This window comes from Streptomyces sp. NPDC008121, from assembly GCF_042957155.1.
In the GTDB taxonomy this organism is placed as follows: domain Bacteria; phylum Actinomycetota; class Actinomycetes; order Streptomycetales; family Streptomycetaceae; genus Streptomyces.
In genome coordinates, this window is the sequence record NZ_JBIBHT010000001.1 from 1,019,519 (window position 1) to 1,036,757 (window position 17,239).

A 17,239-nucleotide genomic window follows, 5' to 3' on the forward strand; every position below is an offset into this window, starting at 1 on the left:
GTTTCTCCCGCTTCTCCCGGACAGCGCTCTGCACATACGAGAGTAGGGGGTGCACAATCGAGACGCAAACGTATCGAGACGTTTGCGTCTCGATGAAATCGGATCTAGGCTTCCTCCGTTTGCTGCCGATTTGACGGAAAAAAGGGGCCGCGCCATGGCTGCCGGGATACGCGGGATACGTGGGACACGTCCTGCCGGACCGGGGTCGCCCCCTACCCCCGCACCGGAACCAGGCGCTCGGCACGGGCGGGAGGACCGGCGCGCGACGGCCGCCCTTGACCGGTCGCCGGCTGCCCGGGAGGGCACGGCCGGAGCCGTCCGGCCGCCCCTCGTACGCGAGTTGCTGCTGGTCACCGCCCTGTTCCTCGTCTACAAGTGCGGCCGGTTGTTCGCCAACGGCCACGAGTCGCGGGCCTTCCGCAACGCCGATCGCGTGTGGGACGCCGAGCGGGCCGTCCATCTGCCGGGCGAGGGCTCGGTGCAGGCCCTGCTCCTCCACGGCGACGCGCTGGTCCGCGCCGCCAACACGTACTACGCGGCCGTGCACTTCCCGGCCACGGTCGCCTTTCTCGCCTGGCTCTACTGGCGTCGGCCCGGCCACTACCTCTGGTCCCGGCGCGTCCTCGCCCTCCTCACCGCGGCCGCGCTCGCGCTGCACCTGCTGATGCCGCTGGCCCCGCCCCGCATGCTGACCGCCGCCGGACTCGTCGACACCGCGCAGGTGTACGGCCCCTCGGTGTACGGCGCGACACCGCGGACGGACTCGATGGCGAACCAGTTCGCCGCGATGCCCTCCCTCCACTTCGGCTGGGCCCTGATGGTGGCGATCGGCCTGATCGCCGCCACCCGCGGCCGGCTGCGCTGGTGGTGGTTGCTGCACCCCCTGCTGACCCTCCTGGTGATCGTCGGCACGGCCAACCACTACTGGTTCGACGCCCTGGCCGCCGCGGCGCTCCTCGCCCTCGCGCTCACCGTCGTACGGGCCCCGGGCTCCCGGTCCGCGACCCCGCCCGGATCCGCCACCACGGAGCCCTCCGTACCCCTAGGTCGTGTCCGGAAAGTCCCGCCCACACCCCACCTTCCCTCCGTGCGTACCGCCGCGCCCCGTCCGGCAGGAGCCCTGAGATGACCGGACTCGACGGCACCGTGCTCGCGGTGCTCCTCTCCCTGGTCTCCGCGGCCGGATACGCCCTCGCGGCGGTCGCCCAGGCCCAGCTCGCCGCGACCCCCGCCCCCGCCGGCGGGAACGGCGGCGGCTCCCTGCGCGCGCTGCTCGCGCGCGGCCAGTGGTGGTGGGCGGTCGGACTCAACGCCGCCGGGGCGCTCGCCCATGTCGCCGCCCTCCACTACGGACCCCTGACGCTCGTCCAGCCGCTCGGCGCGCTGACGCTGGTGGCCGCGCTGCCCCTGGGCGCGCACCTGGCCCGGCGCCGGGTGACCCGGACGGAGTGGCGCGGCGCGTTCTGGACGCTCGCGGGTCTCGTCGGACTCGTGTCGGTCACCGGCCCCGCCACGCCCGGCGAGGCGCTGAGCCTGCGCGAGGCACTGGTCGTGTCCGCGGCGACGGCCGCGGTGATCGCCGTACTGGCGTCGGGACGGCGGCACGGCAAAACGCGCGGCGGACACCCCGGGAGCGGGGGCGCCGTCACCCCGGCCCGCGGCAGCGGACTCGGGCACGCCACCGCCTCGGGAATCGCCTCGGGTGTCGCCTCCGCGCTGACGCAGACCCTGACCGCCGCACTGGCGCTCCAACTGCCGGGCGGATCCCTGACCTGGTGGCAGACGGCGCTGGTCGCCGTCCTCATCTCCGGCTTCGCCGTGGGCGGCCTGCTGCTCTCCCAGACCGCCTACCGCGGCGGGCTCGCCGCACCCCTGGCCGTCGTGAACCTCGCCAACCCGGCCGCCGCCGCGGTCATCGGCGTGGCACTGCTCGGCGAAACGTTTCGCGCCGGGGGCTGGGGATGGCTGATCGCGGCCACCGCCTCCATGGTCGCGGCGCGGGGCGTGGTGTTGCTGACGACGGGCGCGGACACGACACCGGGAGCGGCGACCTCGGCCCGCGCCGAAGGCCCGGCGATGCAGGCTCCGGCCTCGCCGCAAGTAACTCCGGACGCGATGCCGGCTCCGGCCACGCCGCAAGCAGCTCCGGATACGGTGCCGGTCCAGGCCACGCCCCCGGCGGCTCCGGTCGCGGCGCGCTCGGACCGCCGGCCACCGTGGAAGGACTCCGCGGGCCCCGCACCGCGCCGCACCCCCGACTCCACCCCGACCCTCGCCCCCGTAGCCCCGGCGCTCTCGGTCGTGCTCGCCACCCCGCCCGGCCTGACGCCCGCCGACAAGGAGCGACCCGTTCCGCCTCGCCGTACGGACGGGAGCCCGGTGCCCGCCGCCGCGCCGCTCGCCGGCTGACGACGAGGGGGGCCGGACGATCTCGGCAGCGGAACGGACACCGTCCCCCTCCTCCACTTTCGTCATCTTGACGAGAAACACCACACCCCCTATCGTCAACATGACGACAAGGGGGATCCCGTGGCTGACATCACCAAGCGCGCCGGATGGCGCCACCTTCGCTCCGCACCCACCGCCCACATCCGGCACCACCGTCGCGGACGCCTCGTCCACGACGGCGCGGGGCTGAGCTTCTGGTTCCGGTCGCTCTCCGCCGCGCTCTCCGAAGTGCCGGTGAACGACCGGGAGTTGTCCATGGCGTTCCATGCCAGGACCGCCGACTTCCAGGACGTCAGCGTGCAGTGCACGGTGACGTACCGCGTCAGCGATCCCGAGGCCGCGGCCGCCCGGCTCGACTTCTCGATCGACCCCGACACCGGGGCCTGGCGGGGCGCGCCGCTGGAGCAGATCGCCACCCTCCTCACCGAGACCGCGCAGCAGCACGCCCTCGACGTCCTGGCGCGCACCCCGCTCGCCGCCGCGCTGGTCGACGGCGTGTCGGCCGTACGGGACCGGATCGCGGAAGGACTCTCCGCCGAACCCCGGCTGCCGGACACCGGTCTGGAGGTCGTGGCGGTGCGGGTGGTGGCCGTCCGGCCCGAGCCGGAGGTCGAGCGGGCGCTGCGCACCCCGGCCCGCGAGCGGATCCAGCAGGAGGCGGACCGGGCCACCTACGAACGCCGGGCCGTCGCGGTCGAACGCGAGCGGGCCATCGCCGAGAACGAGCTCGCCAGCAAGATCGAGCTGGCCCGCCAGGAGGAACGGCTCGTCGACCAGCGCGGCACCAACGCGCGCCGCGAGGCGGAGGAGAGCGCCGCCGCCGACGCCGTACGGGCGGAGGCCGAGGCCGTACGGAAGGTGCGGCTCGCCCGGGCCGAGGCCGAGGCGGCGCGCGAGGTCGGCGAGGCGCGCGCACAGGCGCAGGCCGCCTGGCTGCGGGTGCACGGGGAGGCCGACACGGCCACGCTGCACGCGCTGGCGGCGACCCGCGCGGCGGAGAACCTGCCCCGGATCGAGAGCGTCACCGTCTCCCCCGACGTGCTGAACGGGCTGCTCGCGAAGCTGGGCGGCGGGGGCGCGTCGTGAGCCTCGCGCCCCGGGCCGTGCTCGTCCACCGCACCACGGAGTACGAGGAGTTGCTCGCCCGGCACGGCACGCACGGGCAGGCCGCGTTCTTCCTCGCCGGTCGCGGCCGCGGCGTGGAGGAGGTACGGGAGCGGCACGAGCGGGCCCGGCGGGCGCTGGCGGAGGTCGCGGGCGCGGTCCCGGCGGCCTGGCGGCAGGCGAGGGTGGAGCGCGCCGATCTGGACCGTTTCCTGTTCGGTCCCGAGGACGTGGTCGTCGTGGTCGGGCAGGACGGTCTGGTGGCCAACGCGGCGAAGTACCTGAGCGGTCAGCCGGTCGTCGGGATCGACACCGATCCCGGGCGCAATCCGGGCGTTCTCGTCCGCCACCGGCCGGCGGACGCGGCGGTGCTGCTGCCGGCCGCCGGCCGGGCGCGCACGGAGGAGCTGACGATGGTGGAGGCCGTCACCGACGACGCACAGCGGCTCCTCGCCCTCAACGAGATCTACGTCGGCCCGCCAGGACACCAGACCGCCCGCTACACCCTCGCCGTCGACGGTGCCCAGGGGGCGCCGGGCGCCGAGGCGCAGGCGTCATCGGGCGTCGTGGTGGGCACCGGCACGGGGGCCACGGGCTGGCTCCGTTCGCTGCTGCTGCAGCGCTCGAGCCCGCTGCCGCCGCCCGCGCCGACCGACCCCCGGCTCGCCTGGTTCGTCCGCGAGGCCTGGCCGTCCCCGGTGACGGGCACCACCCGGGTGGAGGGCGTCCTGGGCCCCGGCGACGCCCTCGGCCTCACCGTCGAGTCCGACCGCCTGGTGGTCTTCGGCGACGGCATGGAGTCGGACGCCCTGGAGCTGACGTGGGGGCAGACCGTACGGGTGGGGGTGTCGGGGACCGCGCTGCGACTGGTGGGGTGAGCCGGGCCCGGCGGGTCGGTGGCCGGCATGTCGAGGGTCGGCGGCCCGCGCCCGACGGCCGGCGTAGCCGCCCGCGTAAGCGGCCGCGCAGGCGGCCGGAAACGATCGCCGTGGACGCGGTCCGGGTCGAAAGGCCCTAGGCTCGGCCCGCTCCAGCCGCCCCCACCGCCCCTACCGCCCCACCAGGCGGACCCGCCTCACCCGCCCCCCCTCCCCGGACCCAGGCAGCCGAAGGAACGCCCATGACCTCCCCCGCCCCCGGCCCGCTCCAGGTCTCCCGCGCCACGCTCGACGACTGGGCCGTGGTGCGCGCCTGGGCCGCCGACGAGGGGTGGAACCCCGGGGTCTCCGACGCGCGGGCGTTCTTCGCGCAGGACCCCGAGGGCTTCTTCCTCGGACGGATCGACAGGGAGCCCGTCTCGGCGATCTCGGTCGTCAACTATGACGACCGGTACGCCTTCCTCGGCTTCTATCTCGTCCGCCCCGATCGGCGCGGTCTCGGCCACGGGCTCGTCACCTGGCGGACGGCGCTGGCCCACGCCGGCGACCGGACGGTGGGCCTCGACGGTGTGCCCGCCCAGCAGGACAACTACCGCCGCTCCGGCTTCTCGACGGCCTACCGCACCGCCCGGTACGTGGGCGAGGTCCCCGCCGCCGCCCCGGCGCCGGACGTGGTCCCGGCGGCGAGCGTGGACCCGGCCGCCGTCGCCGCGTACGACGACTCCTGCCATCCCGCCTCCCGCCCGCGCTTCCTCGAGCCCTGGCTGACCACCCCCGGTCACCGCGCCCTCGTACGGGTCGCCGACGGGCGTGTGGCGGGGTACGGGGTCGTGCGAGCGGCTCAGGAGGAGGCCCGTATCGGGCCCTTGTTCGCGGACACGGCCGGTGACGCCGCGGCCCTCCTGGACGGCCTGGCCGCCGAGGCGCGGGGCCTGGGAGCCGGACGGATCGCGATCGACATGCCGGAGGCCAACCCGGCGGCGGCGCGCCTCGCCCGGGAGCGGGGTCTCGAGCCGACGTTCGAGACGGCCCGGATGTACACGGGGCCGATCAGGCCGGTCGCCCACGAGCGGATCTTCGGAGTGACCACCCTCGAACTGGGCTGACCCACCTGAACCGAACGGTCCGGGCCCCCGCCCCACACCTCACCGCACCTCGTCCCTCACCAGCGCATCCGCCAGGCGTCCACGATCCAGAAGACGGCGAACCCCGTCCACACGATCGCGAAGGCCCAGACCAGCGGGTTCCCGCCGAACAGGGCCATGGACCCGAGCCATCCGACTCCGGCGGCCACGAACAGCCAGCCGAAGTTGGGGAAGGCGAACAGGCCCGAGAGCCGCCCGCTCACCGCGCCCCACGCCCCCGCCGCGAGGATCAGGCAGCCGAGCGCCAGCCAAGGCAGCACCCCGCTCTGCGAGGAGGGCGCGTAGGCATGGGAGTGCCCGCGCACCTCCAGCCGCACGACCTCGCCCTTCCAGAGCCGTACCTCGGCGCGGTCGCCCGCCTTGGCCTCCTCGTACGTCTCCGATCCCACCGCCAGCCACGCGGTGCGGCCGGGCCACTCGACCTCGACGTCGTAGTACGTCGTGCAGGTGGTGCCGCCGGTGCCGCCGCCGGCCGTCACCCCGCCCGTCACCGTGCCGCCGGTGCTGCCGCCCGCGGTGGCCATGCCGCCCCCGCCGCTGATGGTCATGCCGCCCGCCGTGACGCTCCCACCGCCGCCGCTCGTGCCGTTGGACGTGCAGCGCTCCCCCGTCCGGCGGTCGAGAACCGTGCCCGCCTCGCGCCGCACACACCCCTCCCCACCGGCCCCGCTGGACCCACTGCCCCCACCGCCCCCGCTCGCGCAGACCGGCGCGTCGCGGTACTCCATCGTCGCGCCGTACCCCTCGACGACCTGCTGACCGCAGAGCAGGACTCCCCACCCGGCCGCGAGGACGACCAGTCCCCGTAACCAGACGGGCATCCGTCCCCGATACCAACCCCGCCCGTACCCCGTCGACTTCACCCCGCCGTGATTCCCCCGGGACGGGGCTCCCAAGCACCGCCCCTCGCCCTCCCCCCTCCCCCCTGCGAGGGGTGACAAGGGTTTTCCCCGTATCGGGTTCATCTGCCGGTTCCCTACTGTCTGCCGCACCGGCAGATCCCATCCCCCGAACCACGCCCCCCACAGGAGCTCAGGCCCTGTCAGGTGCATGAGGTGAGGTGGGTGGTGTCCGCCGGTGACGGCCTTGACCCGGGCCGTCGCGCCGGTGGCGGCGCACGGGCCCCCCAAGCCCAGGGTGCAACGGACCGCGACCCCCACTTCGCGCCGGTGTACCCGCGCCGCCGCCACTGCTCCGCACCTACGTCGTGCTTGAAAGGGAACACCTTGAACAGTTCCACGCGGAGAGTCATATCCGTAGTGGTCGCGAGTGCCGCGATCCTCGGTGCCGCAGCCGCCACCACCGGGGTGTCCGCCGCCTCCCCGGCCGCCACCACCCCGAAGCCGGCCCCGGCTTCGCAGGCGATGACCGCGCTTCCCAGCGCTCCCGTCGACAAGGTCATCGTCACGTACAAGACCAAGACCGCCGAGGCCGGTTCCAACGCCGCCGCGAAGAGCGACGCGGCCGCCAAGGGAGCCGAGACCGGCGAGAGCCTCTCCTTCGAGCGCCGCCTGGCCGGCGGCGCCGCGCTGGTGGACCTGGGCGACAGCGCCTCGAAGCAGGACGTGGCCGAGGTCATGGACGCCTTCCGCGCCGACCCGCAGGTCGCCTCCGTCGAGCCCGACATCCGGGCCTACGCCATGGCGGTCACGCCGAACGACACGGACTACGCCAAGCAGTGGGACCTCTTCGAGGCCACCGGCGGCATGAACGTCCCGTCCGCGTGGGACAAGTCGACCGGCTCGGGCGTCACCGTGGCCGTCATCGACACCGGCTACGCCGCCCACACCGACCTGGCGACCAACATCGTCTCCGGCTACGACTTCATCTCCTCCTCGGCCGACGCCCGCGACGGCAACGGCCGTGACGCGAACGCCAAGGACGAGGGCGACTGGAACGCCACCGACAACGAGTGCGGCCTCGGTTCAAAGGCCAGCGACTCCTCCTGGCACGGCACCCACGTGGCCGGCACCATCGGCGCGGTCACCAACAACACCAAGGGCATCGCGGGCATCGCGTACAACGCGAAGGTCCAGCCCGTGCGTGTGCTCGGCAAGTGCGGCGGTTCCTCGGCCGACATCGCCGACGCGATCACCTGGGCCTCCGGCGGCACCGTGCCGGGCGTCGCGGCCAACCCCACCCCGGCGAAGGTGATCAACCTGAGCCTCGGCGGGGCCAGCTCCACCTGCCCGAGCGTCTACCAGACCGCGATCAACGGCGCCGTCTCGCGCGGTACCACCGTCGTCGTCGCCGCGGGCAACAGCAACGCCAACACCTCCGGCTTCACCCCGGCGAACTGCTCGAACGTCATCACCGTGGCGTCGACCAGCCGCGAGGGCAACCGTTCGTTCTACTCGAACTACGGCTCCATCGTGGACGTGGCGGCCCCCGGCGGCGAGACCCGCCGCGGCACCGACACCCCGGGCACCGTGACCACCCCCCAGAACGGCATCTACTCCACGCTGAACGCGGGCGGGACGATCCAGGGCGCCGAGAACTACGAGCCCTACCAGGGCACCTCGATGGCCGCGCCGCACATCGCCGGCCTGGCCGCCCTGCTCAAGTCGGCCAAGGGCACCCTCACCCCGGCCGAGATCGAGTCCGCGATCAAGACCAACGCCCGCCCGCTGCCCGGCACCTGCACCGGCGGCTGCGGAACCGGCATCGCCGACGCCACCAAGACGGTCAACGCGGTCACCACCACGACGCCGCCGTCCGGCACCACCTTCACCAGCGCGACCGACGTCACGATCTCCGACAACACCACCGTGTCGTCCTCGATCGCCGTCACCGGCCGCACCGGCAACGCCCCCGCGGCCCTCAAGGTCGCCGTGGACATCAAGCACACGTGGCGCGGGGACCTGGTCGTCGACCTGGTCGCCCCCGACGGCACCGTGCGCAACCTCAAGGCGTCCTCCTCCTCCGACAGCGCCGACAACGTGGTGACCACGTACACGGTCGACGCGTCGAGCGAGGTCGCCAACGGGACCTGGAAGCTTCAGGTCCGTGATGTGGCCTCGGGTGACACCGGCTACATCGACTCCTGGGGTCTGACCTTCTAACCCCACCTGAACCACCCCCCACATCAGCATTATTGCTGGTCAGCGACGCGCTCGTGGTCTACACCACGGGCGCGTCCTGGCGTGTGGACCGGCACGCGCTGTCCGTATGCCGGACAAGAGGCCTGGACTGCGCCCGTACGCTCCGTATTCTCTGCCCCACGGGGCTCACGGGGCCGGGCCCGAGCGCCGGAGGGTGGTGGACAACGTGACGACAGCGCCGCACCTCCCTGCGGGCGTGGGGGGACCCCCAGCGCCGGTGGGCCGCGAGGAGCTTCTCGCCCGTCTCGAACGCGTACTGCACACACGGGGCCGGGCCCTGCTGACCGGTCCGGCCGGGGTCGGCAAGACCGAGGTCGCCCTCGCCGAGGCCGCCCGCGCCGAGGCCCGCGGCGAGACCGTCCTGTGGCTCCCCACCCTCCCCGCCGACCGTGACATACCCGGTGCGACGGCCGCCGCGCTCGTCGCCTCCGTCGCGGCGACGGTGATCCGGCCCGGCGGGACCGCGCCGACGGCGCCGGACCACGCCTCCCCGGACGACGGACCGCTCACCCTCGCGCCGCGCACCGAATCCCTGACCGGGCAGCCGGCGATACCGGGACAGACCCGCGGCGGCCCGGACGCACCGCGCCCCACCGGTCCTGAACGGTCCGGAGCCCCCGCGGCCGGCCACGGCCCCTCGTGCACATGCCCTCCGTCCCCCGACGCCCACCCCGTCGCCGTCCCCGCCCCGGACACCCGCCTCGGCACCACCGCCTCCGGCGTCTTCGACGGGCTCCCCGGGCCCCAGCGGACCGCCGTCGCCATGCTCTGCCGCGAGGCCCCGCTCCACGAAGGCGGCTGGGACCCGATCGCCCTGCGCCTCGGCATCGCCCAGATCCTGCGCGCGCTCACGGCCCGCGGCCCCGCCCTGCTCGTCGTCGACGGAGTCCAGCACATCGACGCCGACAGCGCCGACCTGCTGCGCTTCGCCCTCCATCTCGCGCCGCCCGCGCTGCGGGTCATCGCCGTCGAGACCCCGGAGGCGTACGGTTCCCAGGACGCGCACGACACCGACCTGTGGGTGCCGTCCGAGGCCGACATCCTGCTCGTACCGCCGCTGCAGGCCGACGAGATCGCCGAACTCCTCATCCACCACCGGCTCCCCTCCCGGATGGCGGGGCGGATCCACAAGGCGAGCGGCGGTAATCCGCGCCTCGCCCTCGCCGTGGGCCGCTCGCTGGCCGACGCCCGCACCCCCGTCCACCACGCCGAGGCGCTCACCCTCTCGGGCCGGGCCCGTGACCTGGCCCGGCAGCTGCTCGGCTCCGCGCCGCCCGCCGTCCGCGAGACCCTGCTGCTCGCCGCGCTCGCCCTGCGCCCCACGGCCTCGCTGATCCGCCGGGCCGGCCGCCCGAACGCGGAGGCGGACCTCGCGGCCGCCGAGCGCGCCGATCTCGTCTCCCTCGCCGAGGACGGCACGGTCACCTTCACGGCCGGCCTGCTGCCCTCGACCCTCGTCCACGACGCCTGCTGGGCCGAGCGCAGCGCCGGACACGCGGCGCTCGCCAAGGTCGTGGACGACTCGGTCGAGGCGGTACGCCACCGGGCGCTCGCCACCGACATCCCCGACGAGGCTCTCGCGGCCGAGGTCGCCGCCGCGGCCGATCTCGCCCGGCGCCGGGGCAACAGCGCCCTCGCCGCCGAACTCGCCCTGCTGGCCGCCGGATCCACGCCCCTCCAGCACGGACCGCAGCGCATCGTGCGACTCGTGGACGCGGCCGAGGAGGCCGCCCGCGCGGCCCGGGCGGACCTCGCGATGCGGGCAGCCACCGATCTGCTGGCCCGCGACGCCGCGCCCTCCGACCGGGTCCGCGCCCGGCTCGCCGTCCTCGACACCGCGGGCCAGGGCCTGACCGGGCTCGACGAGATGTACGTCCACGCCATGGAGGACTCCGAGGGGGACACCGCGCTCCGGGCGGCGGTCCAGCTCCGACTGGCCGTCAAATACGTGCTGGCGGACGGCGATCCGCTGCGCTCACGGGCCGCCGCCGTCGAATCGGCCGCGCTGGCCGCCTCGATGGGCGACCCCCGGACGGCCGCCCAGGCCCTCACCGTCCAGGCGCGGATGGAGCGGGCGCTGGGTTCACCGGACGCGGAGTCGGTCCTCGCGCAGGCGCGTGGCCTGGAGGCGGCCGAGCGCCCGCTCGGAATCCGCAACGCCGCCCAGATCCTGACGATCCGTCATGCGCTCTTCGACGACCGTCTCGGCGACGCCCGCGACCAGCTGAACGCCCTGCTGCCGCTGGTGCAGCGACGCGGTTCGGTGGAGGACACCATCGAGCTGTTCTCCACCCTGGCGGCGATCGAGTCCCGGATCGGGGCCTGTCCGGCGGCCCTCGCGCACGCCGGACAGTCCCTCGCGCTGACGCTGGAGGCCGGGCTCTCCCCCGGCCCCGCCTGGTACACGCTGGCGCTCGCCGAGGCGGCCGGCGGCAGCTTCGGACGGGCCGCGAGCTACGCCCGGCGCAGCGTCCAGGCGTCGGAGGAGGAGGGGGACCGGGTCTTCCTCTCGCGCAGTCTGTACGCGCTCGGCCGCGTCCAGCTCGTCAACGGCGACGTCGCCTCGGCCCTGGAGACGCTGCGCCGGGTGCAGGTCAACGAGCGCGCCCAGGCGAACGTCGACCCGTCGATGCTCCGCTGGCACGAGGAGCTGGCGGAGGCGCTGCTCGCCAACGACGCGCAGCGGGAGGCGGTGGAACTGCTGGACGAGGTACGTCCGGTCGCGGAGCGCCTGGGCCGTACGACGGTCCTCCTCGGCTGTGACCGCGCGTACGCCCTCTCGCTCGCCGCGGCCGGGAAGACGGACGAGGCGGCGCAGCTGCTGACCCGTACCGCCGAGCGGTTCGGGGAGGCGGGGCTGCCGCTGGAGCGGGGCCGGGCGTTGATCGCCCTGGCCAGGGTGGAGCGCAGGCGCCGCCGCCGGTCGGCGGCGCAGAGCGCGCTGCAGGCCGCGGCCGCGGTCTTCGAGCGGGCCGGGGCCGCTCCCTGGCTGGCCCTGACGAGCGAGACCCGGGTCGGGGAGGCCGGGGAGGACACCCTGCCGGCGCTCTCCTCGCTGACGGACGCGGAGTTGCGGCTCGCCCGGCTGGTGGGGCAGGGCGCCAGCAACCAGGAGGCGGCCGCGAAGCTCTATCTCAGCGTGAAGACGGTGGAGGCGCGGCTGACGCGGATCTACCAGAAGCTCGACGTCCGCTCCCGGGCCCAGCTCGCGACCGCGCTCCGCGGCTGAGGCGGCGAGGCAGCGAGGCAGCGAGGCAGCGGGGGACGATCCGGCGGGGCGGCGAGGGCGCGAAGGGCGCCGGGGCGTCTGAACGAGTGGCCTGCGGCCCGGCGCCGACCGCGGCCCGCCGTGCGCGGTACGTACTCCGTATGAACCCGACCGACCCGCCGTCCCCTTCGCAGCCCCAGCCGCCGTCCCCGCGGGCGGGCGGCCCGCGCCGTGACGCGCTCGCCGACCGGACCGGTTACGACGAGGCGTTCCTCGGCCCGGTCGTGCCGCTGGCGCTGCCCGCCCGCACGTCGGTCGAGACGGTGGTCCTGCCGTACACGCACTTCACGGTGGTCTTCCGCCCGGACCGGCGGCTCGCCGCCTCGGCGGCGGTCTGCATCGAGGGGCGGCGGCTCATCGAGGACGCGGCCCGCGACGACCTGTGGGAGCTGGACCCGCGGCTGCCGGAGGAGCGGCAGGCCGGGTTCGACCTGTACCGCAACAACGGTCTGGAGCGTGCCCAGCTGGTGCGGCGGCAGGATCCGGTGTGGGGCACGGTCGCCGAGGCCGGCCAGGCGCACACGGACACGTTCTTCTCCCCCAACGCGGTTCCCCGGGCCTCGCACCACGCCCCTTCCCCGGCCGACGAGCTGGTGCAGGGCAGGAGGCTGTGGCAGGGCCTGGAGACGTATCTGATGGATCACGTCGCCGCGTTCGACCGCCGGCTGTGCGTGCTGACGGGGCCGGTGCTGCAGGACTCCGATCCGCCCTACCGGGGTGTGCAGGTGCCGTTGCGCTTCTGGAAGGTGGTCGCGTTCATGCAGGACGGGGCGCTGGCGGCGACGGCGTACGTCCTCGATCAGAGTCCGGACCTGGGCCGGGACGCGGAGCGGGCCCTCGCGGGGGCGAAGGCGGGCGCGCCCCCGCCGCTCGGTCCTTTCCGGGCGTACCAGGTGCCGGTCTCGGACGTCGCGGAGATCACGGAGCTGGAGTTCGGGCCGCTGCCCGACGTCGATCTGCTGCCGCCGATGCGGGCGCCGGAGGACCGCTGGCGGCGCCTGGAGTCCTTCGACGACATCGCGATGCAGGGCTGATCCGGCCCGGCTCCGGGGGCCGTACGGGGCCGGGTGCGGCGGTCCTCCGCGTTCAGGGGCCCTCGGCGGCGTTCCCCGGGGCGGCCTCGGCGATGAGCAGGGCGATGTCGTCGTGGCTCTCGGGGTCGGGCAGGGCGGTGAGGAGGCGGTCGCAGGTGGTCTCCAGGGGCAGCCGGGCACCGGTGATGTGGCGGAGGAGGGCGTGCATGCGGGTGTCGATGGCGTGGCGGCGGGCCTCCACCAGGCCGTCGGTGTAGAGGAAGAGCCGGGCTCCGGGCGGCAGGGCGACGGAGGTCGTCGTGAAGTCCACGTTCTCGGCGGCGCCCAGGGGCGCCCCGGTGGGCAGTTCGAGGAGCGCGGGCTCCTTGCCGGGCAGCAGCAGGGCGGGCGGGGGGTGGCCGGCGAGGGCGATGTGGCAGGTCTCGGCGTACGGCGCGCAGAGGGCGTAGACGCAGGTGGCGATGGTCTCCTCCAGCTCGCCGGTGAGCTGGTCGAGGTGGCGGAGGATCTCGGCGGGCTGGAGGCCGAGCCGGGCAAGGGTGCGGGTGGCGGTGCGCAGCTGCCCCATGGTGGCGGCGGCCTTGATGCCGGAGCCCATGACGTCGCCGACGACCAGGGCGGTGGTGCCGTCGGCGAGGGGGATGATGTCGAACCAGTCCCCGCCGGCGTGGCCGGCGGCTCCGGCGGGCTGGTAGCGGCAGGCCACGTTCAGGCCCGGCGCGTCGGGCGGGGTGCGCGGCAGGAGATGGCGCTGGAGGGTGGTGGCCGCCTGCAGCTGGGTCTGGTACCAGCGGGCGTTGTCGATGCAGACGGCGGCGCGCGCGGCGAGCTCCTCGGCGAGGAGGATGTCGTCCTCCGTGAAGGGCTGGGGGTTGCGGGCGCGCTTGAGGTCGAGGGCGCCGAGGACCTCGCCGCGGGCGATCAGCGGGACGGCGAGGTAGGAGTGCAGGCCGGCGTGGGCGAGGAGGTCGGCGGCGGGCTCGTCGCGGGCGACCTGCGGCAGGTCCTCGGGGCGGACGTGGGCGAGGTGGACGGTCCGGCCGGTGGCGACGCAGCGGGTGACCAGGCGGTCGGCCTCGTAGCGGGTGATCTCGCCGACGGGGTCGGCGGCGTCGGCGGCGCTGGTGGGGTAGGCGGTCTTGACCGCGAGGGCCCGGAAGTGGGCGGGGGCGGAGGCGTCGCGGTTGGTGCTCCGGGCCTGGATGACCGAGTCCAGGACGTCGACGGCGGCGACGTCGGCGAGGTCGGGGACGACGGTGTCGGCGAGCTCGCGGGCGGTCTGCTCCAGGTCGAGGGTGGTCCCGATCCGGGTGGAGGCGTCGGCGATCAGGGCCAGCCGCCGGCGGGCCTGGGCGCTGCGCTGGTCGGCCCGGTACTGCTCGGTGACGTCGATCATGGTGACGGCGACGCCGATCACCCGGCCGGTAGAGTCGTCGAGCCGGAAGTACGACACCCGCCAGGCGCGGGCTCCCGTTCCGGGGGCCGGGGCGCGTTCGGTGGCGGCCCGGCTGAGCAGCGGTTTCCCGCTCTCGAGGACCTGGCGCATCGCCGCTTCCACGTCGGTGCGGTCCTCGAAGGGCAGGTGCTCGGCGGCCGGGCGGCCCAGGCAGTCGTCGGCCGGCCGGCCGGTGATCCGTTCGAGTGCCGCGTTGACGAGGACGAGCCGCAGGTCGGTGTCGGCGACCGCGACTCCCGTCGGGGACTGGGCGACGAGCTGGGCCGAGAGGGCGAGGTTCCGTTCGATGCCGCTGACGACGGTGTGGTCGGCGGCGATCCCGAGGGCGTACCGTGCGCCGTCGCGGTCGGTGAGCCGCATGTTGCGGAATTCGACGAGCCGGGTCGACCCGTCCCGGTGCCGGACGGGGAAGACCCCGGCCCAGTTCCGTCCGCCCCCGATGACCTGCTCGAAGAGGTCGAGGACGAAGTCGGCGTGCTCCTCGGGGACGAGCAGCCGGCCCGCGTACCGGCCGAGCGCCTCCTCGGCGCTCCAGCCGAAGAGCTCCTGCGCCTGCGGGCTCCAGAGCCGGATGGTGCCGTCGGCGTCGAGGACCACCGCCGCCACGCCCAGGGTGTCCAGCAGGCCTCCCGGCTCGGACGGTGTGGCCGCCCCGAAGGTGCCAGCCGCGTCCGCGTCCACCTCAGGTCTCCCTCCGTCCACCGGCCGCCGGAGGCCTTCTCCGAGGAGTACCCGGCCGGGCCCGTGGGCCTGGCTCCGGGCCCGACAGCTTCTATCGTCCTCCGGGACGGCCGCCCGGGCAGCTCGGCGGACGGGTGATCATGGGTGGCCGGTCCTCCGCGGAAGGCCCCGCACACACGTCAGAGGCCGTGCCGGATTTCTCCGACACGGCCTCTGACCTGCGACTCTTACGAGTCGGGACGACAGGATTTGAACCTGCGACCCCTTGACCCCCAGTCAAGTGCGCTACCAAGCTGCGCCACGTCCCGAGCCCCGCTGACCTGGGGTTTCCCCCGGCCGAACGTGCATGAGAACAATACCGCACTTCTCCGGGTGGTCACGAACCCCTTTCCGGCCGCGCCCGGCGCGCACGCGCCGGAGTGCGCGCCCGTCACTCCCCGTGACGCGCCCCGGCGCCGCCCCGCACACCCGTGCGCCGCGCCGGGATCCGGCACCGCGGGTTCGACCGCCCACCGGGCCCGGGGCGCCGGTGTCATCCGGCCGCGCCGGGGGCGCCCGGGGAGTACTCCGATGGTGAAGAGGGGGCGCGTGAGACGGGCCCGGGCCTCTTCTCGTCATATACCCCTGAATCGAGTGCCGTTGGCATGTGGCAGAAAGATGCCCACGGGGAATGACCTGGTGGCCGGACCGAGCAGGCCAAGACCACACGAAACACAGGCACATTCAAACGTCAACCACTCCGTTTTCAGACAAACTCCGTGGCGATATTGCTCCGCTCCCGAAAGATCAACACCATGAAGTGGTCGGCCTGTTCGGGACGGGACCACTGCCGATGCACCATCTGCTCGAACATCCGAACGAGCAGGCGTTTCGCAGGGGAGGACTCGTATGGACAGCTATTTCAGCAGCCGACTCCATCATCGACTCAGGGAAAAGGTGCGGGACTTCGCGGAGAGTGAGGTCCGGCCGCGAATACCCGCCATGGAGGCGTCCCGCTCGGTTCACCATGAACTCTCCCGGCTGATCGCCGCGCAAGGCTGGCTGGGGGCGACGATCGGCGAGGAATACGGCGGTATGGGCGCGGGACATCTCGCCAAGACGATCATTATCGAGGAGCTTTCCCGGGTCAGCGGAGCCATGGGCGCTATGGTCCAGGCCTCGCAGCTCGGCACCGCCAAGATCGTCCATTTCGGCAGCGACGACCAGCGCAAGACCTGGCTTCCGGCCATCGCGGCCGGTGAATGCCTGCCGACCATCGCGGTCACCGAGCCGGAATCCGGCGGCCATGTCCTCGGCATGACCGCGAGCGCGGTCCGTGACGGCGACGACTACGTCCTCAACGGCAGCAAGGTGTTCGTCGGCAATAGCCATGTGGGCGATTTACACGGCGTCGTGGTCAGGACCGGCCCTGGTTCGAAAGGGCTCACGGCCTTCCTGGTCGAATCGGATCGCCCGGGCTTCCGGACGGGACCCCAGCAGCCCGCCATGGGCCTGCACGGCTTCAGCTTCGGCGAGCTGGTCTTCGAGAACTGCCGCGTCCCGGCCTCCAACCGGCTCGGCGACGAGGGCGACGGCCTGTCCGTGGCGTACTCCTCCAGCGTGCTCTACGGCCGTGCCAACCTCACCGCCGTCTCGCTCGGCATCCACCAGGCGATCCTCGACGAGACCACCCGCTTCACCATGGACCGTCACCGCTACGGCAAGCCGCTGCACGAGCTGCCCACGGTCAAGCTCAAACTGGGCCAGATCCAGTCCCGGGTGATGACCGCCCGGATCCTCGCGTACCACGCCGTGCACCTGCTCGACCGGGGGCAGTCCTGCGACGCCGAGCTGATGAACGCCAAGCTGGTGAACGTCGAGTCGGCGCTCGACTCCGCGCGCAACGCGATGGAGATCCACGCCGCGGCCGGGCTCTTCACGGACCGCCCGATCGAGCGCTATCTGCGCGACGCGCACCACATCTTCGCGCCCGCCGGCACCTCCGACATCCAGCTGCTGCGCCTCGCGGAGGTCGCCCTCGGGACGGCCAAGGGCAGCTGGTCGGAGAAGCTGTCCGAGCTGCTCCGGCTGGAGCCCGCCCACGCCTGACGACACCGCGGCCGTGCCCCGGCGCGGCCGGTCAGG

The 17,239-nt window shown here is 74.1% G+C and carries 10 protein-coding genes, 1 tRNA gene and 2 pseudogenes; 10 read left to right on the top strand and 3 right to left on the bottom strand.

Features of this window, described 5'->3' with window-relative positions; translation table 11 throughout:
- The first annotated feature begins 154 nt into the window (after positions 1 to 154).
- The 6 genes and pseudogenes from ACFZBD_RS04310 to ACFZBD_RS04335 form a co-directional block, all read left to right on the top strand.
- Positions 155 to 1,129, top strand: a complete 975-nt coding sequence (locus tag ACFZBD_RS04310; RefSeq protein ID WP_391135050.1) for a phosphatase PAP2 family protein — start codon at positions 155 to 157, stop codon at positions 1,127 to 1,129.
- Positions 1,126 to 2,409 carry a DMT family transporter gene (locus ACFZBD_RS04315; RefSeq protein ID WP_391135053.1) on the top strand — a complete coding sequence of 428 codons (1,284 nt, stop codon included), beginning with the start codon at positions 1,126 to 1,128 and terminating at the stop codon, positions 2,407 to 2,409. The genes ACFZBD_RS04310 and ACFZBD_RS04315 overlap by 4 nt, the downstream gene beginning before the upstream one ends.
- A 120-nt stretch (positions 2,410 to 2,529) precedes the next feature.
- Positions 2,530 to 3,534 (top strand): SPFH domain-containing protein, encoded by a 1,005-nt coding sequence (locus ACFZBD_RS04320; protein ID WP_391135056.1) that lies wholly within the window; start codon positions 2,530 to 2,532, stop codon positions 3,532 to 3,534.
- The gene (locus tag ACFZBD_RS04325; RefSeq protein WP_391135059.1) at positions 3,531 to 4,430 is read left to right on the top strand and encodes a hypothetical protein; all 900 of its coding nucleotides are present in this window, start codon (positions 3,531 to 3,533) and stop codon (positions 4,428 to 4,430) included. Before ACFZBD_RS04320 ends, ACFZBD_RS04325 begins: the two co-directional genes overlap by 4 nt.
- A gap of 242 nt (positions 4,431 to 4,672) precedes the next feature.
- Positions 4,673 to 4,933, top strand: a pseudogene (locus tag ACFZBD_RS04330) (GNAT family N-acetyltransferase); the annotation flags it as partial.
- Between the two features lie 213 nt (positions 4,934 to 5,146).
- A pseudogene (locus tag ACFZBD_RS04335) lies at positions 5,147 to 5,536 on the top strand (GNAT family N-acetyltransferase); the annotation flags it as partial.
- A gap of 56 nt (positions 5,537 to 5,592) precedes the next feature.
- On the opposite strand, the gene ACFZBD_RS04340 reads toward ACFZBD_RS04335, so the two are convergent.
- The gene (locus ACFZBD_RS04340; RefSeq protein WP_391135062.1) at positions 5,593 to 6,396 is read right to left on the bottom strand and encodes a hypothetical protein; all 804 of its coding nucleotides are present in this window, start codon (positions 6,394 to 6,396) and stop codon (positions 5,593 to 5,595) included.
- A gap of 543 nt (positions 6,397 to 6,939) precedes the next feature.
- Between ACFZBD_RS04340 and ACFZBD_RS04345 the strand changes: the two genes are divergently transcribed.
- From ACFZBD_RS04345 to ACFZBD_RS04355, 3 genes are all read left to right on the top strand, one after another.
- Positions 6,940 to 8,637 (top strand): S8 family serine peptidase, encoded by a 1,698-nt coding sequence (locus tag ACFZBD_RS04345; protein ID WP_391135944.1) that lies wholly within the window; start codon positions 6,940 to 6,942, stop codon positions 8,635 to 8,637.
- Positions 8,638 to 8,872: 235 nt separating this feature from the next.
- Positions 8,873 to 11,905, top strand: coding sequence for an AAA family ATPase (locus tag ACFZBD_RS04350; RefSeq protein ID WP_391135065.1), 3,033 nt, complete (start codon positions 8,873 to 8,875; stop codon positions 11,903 to 11,905).
- Positions 11,906 to 12,045: 140 nt separating this feature from the next.
- Positions 12,046 to 12,978, top strand: a complete 933-nt coding sequence (locus tag ACFZBD_RS04355) for a DNA/RNA non-specific endonuclease (RefSeq protein WP_391135068.1) — start codon at positions 12,046 to 12,048, stop codon at positions 12,976 to 12,978.
- A gap of 52 nt (positions 12,979 to 13,030) precedes the next feature.
- Here the strand turns inward: ACFZBD_RS04355 and ACFZBD_RS04360 are convergent, their stop codons facing one another.
- Complete coding sequence (locus ACFZBD_RS04360; protein WP_391135071.1) at positions 13,031 to 15,115, bottom strand: SpoIIE family protein phosphatase; 2,085 nt, start codon at positions 15,113 to 15,115, stop codon at positions 13,031 to 13,033.
- A gap of 234 nt (positions 15,116 to 15,349) precedes the next feature.
- A tRNA-Pro gene (locus ACFZBD_RS04365) sits at positions 15,350 to 15,423 on the bottom strand.
- Positions 15,424 to 16,003: 580 nt separating this feature from the next.
- Between ACFZBD_RS04365 and ACFZBD_RS04370 the strand changes: the two genes are divergently transcribed.
- Entirely contained in the window at positions 16,004 to 17,203 is a 1,200-nt protein-coding gene (locus ACFZBD_RS04370) for an acyl-CoA dehydrogenase family protein (protein ID WP_391135074.1), read from the top strand.
- The last annotated feature ends 36 nt before the right edge of the window (positions 17,204 to 17,239 follow it).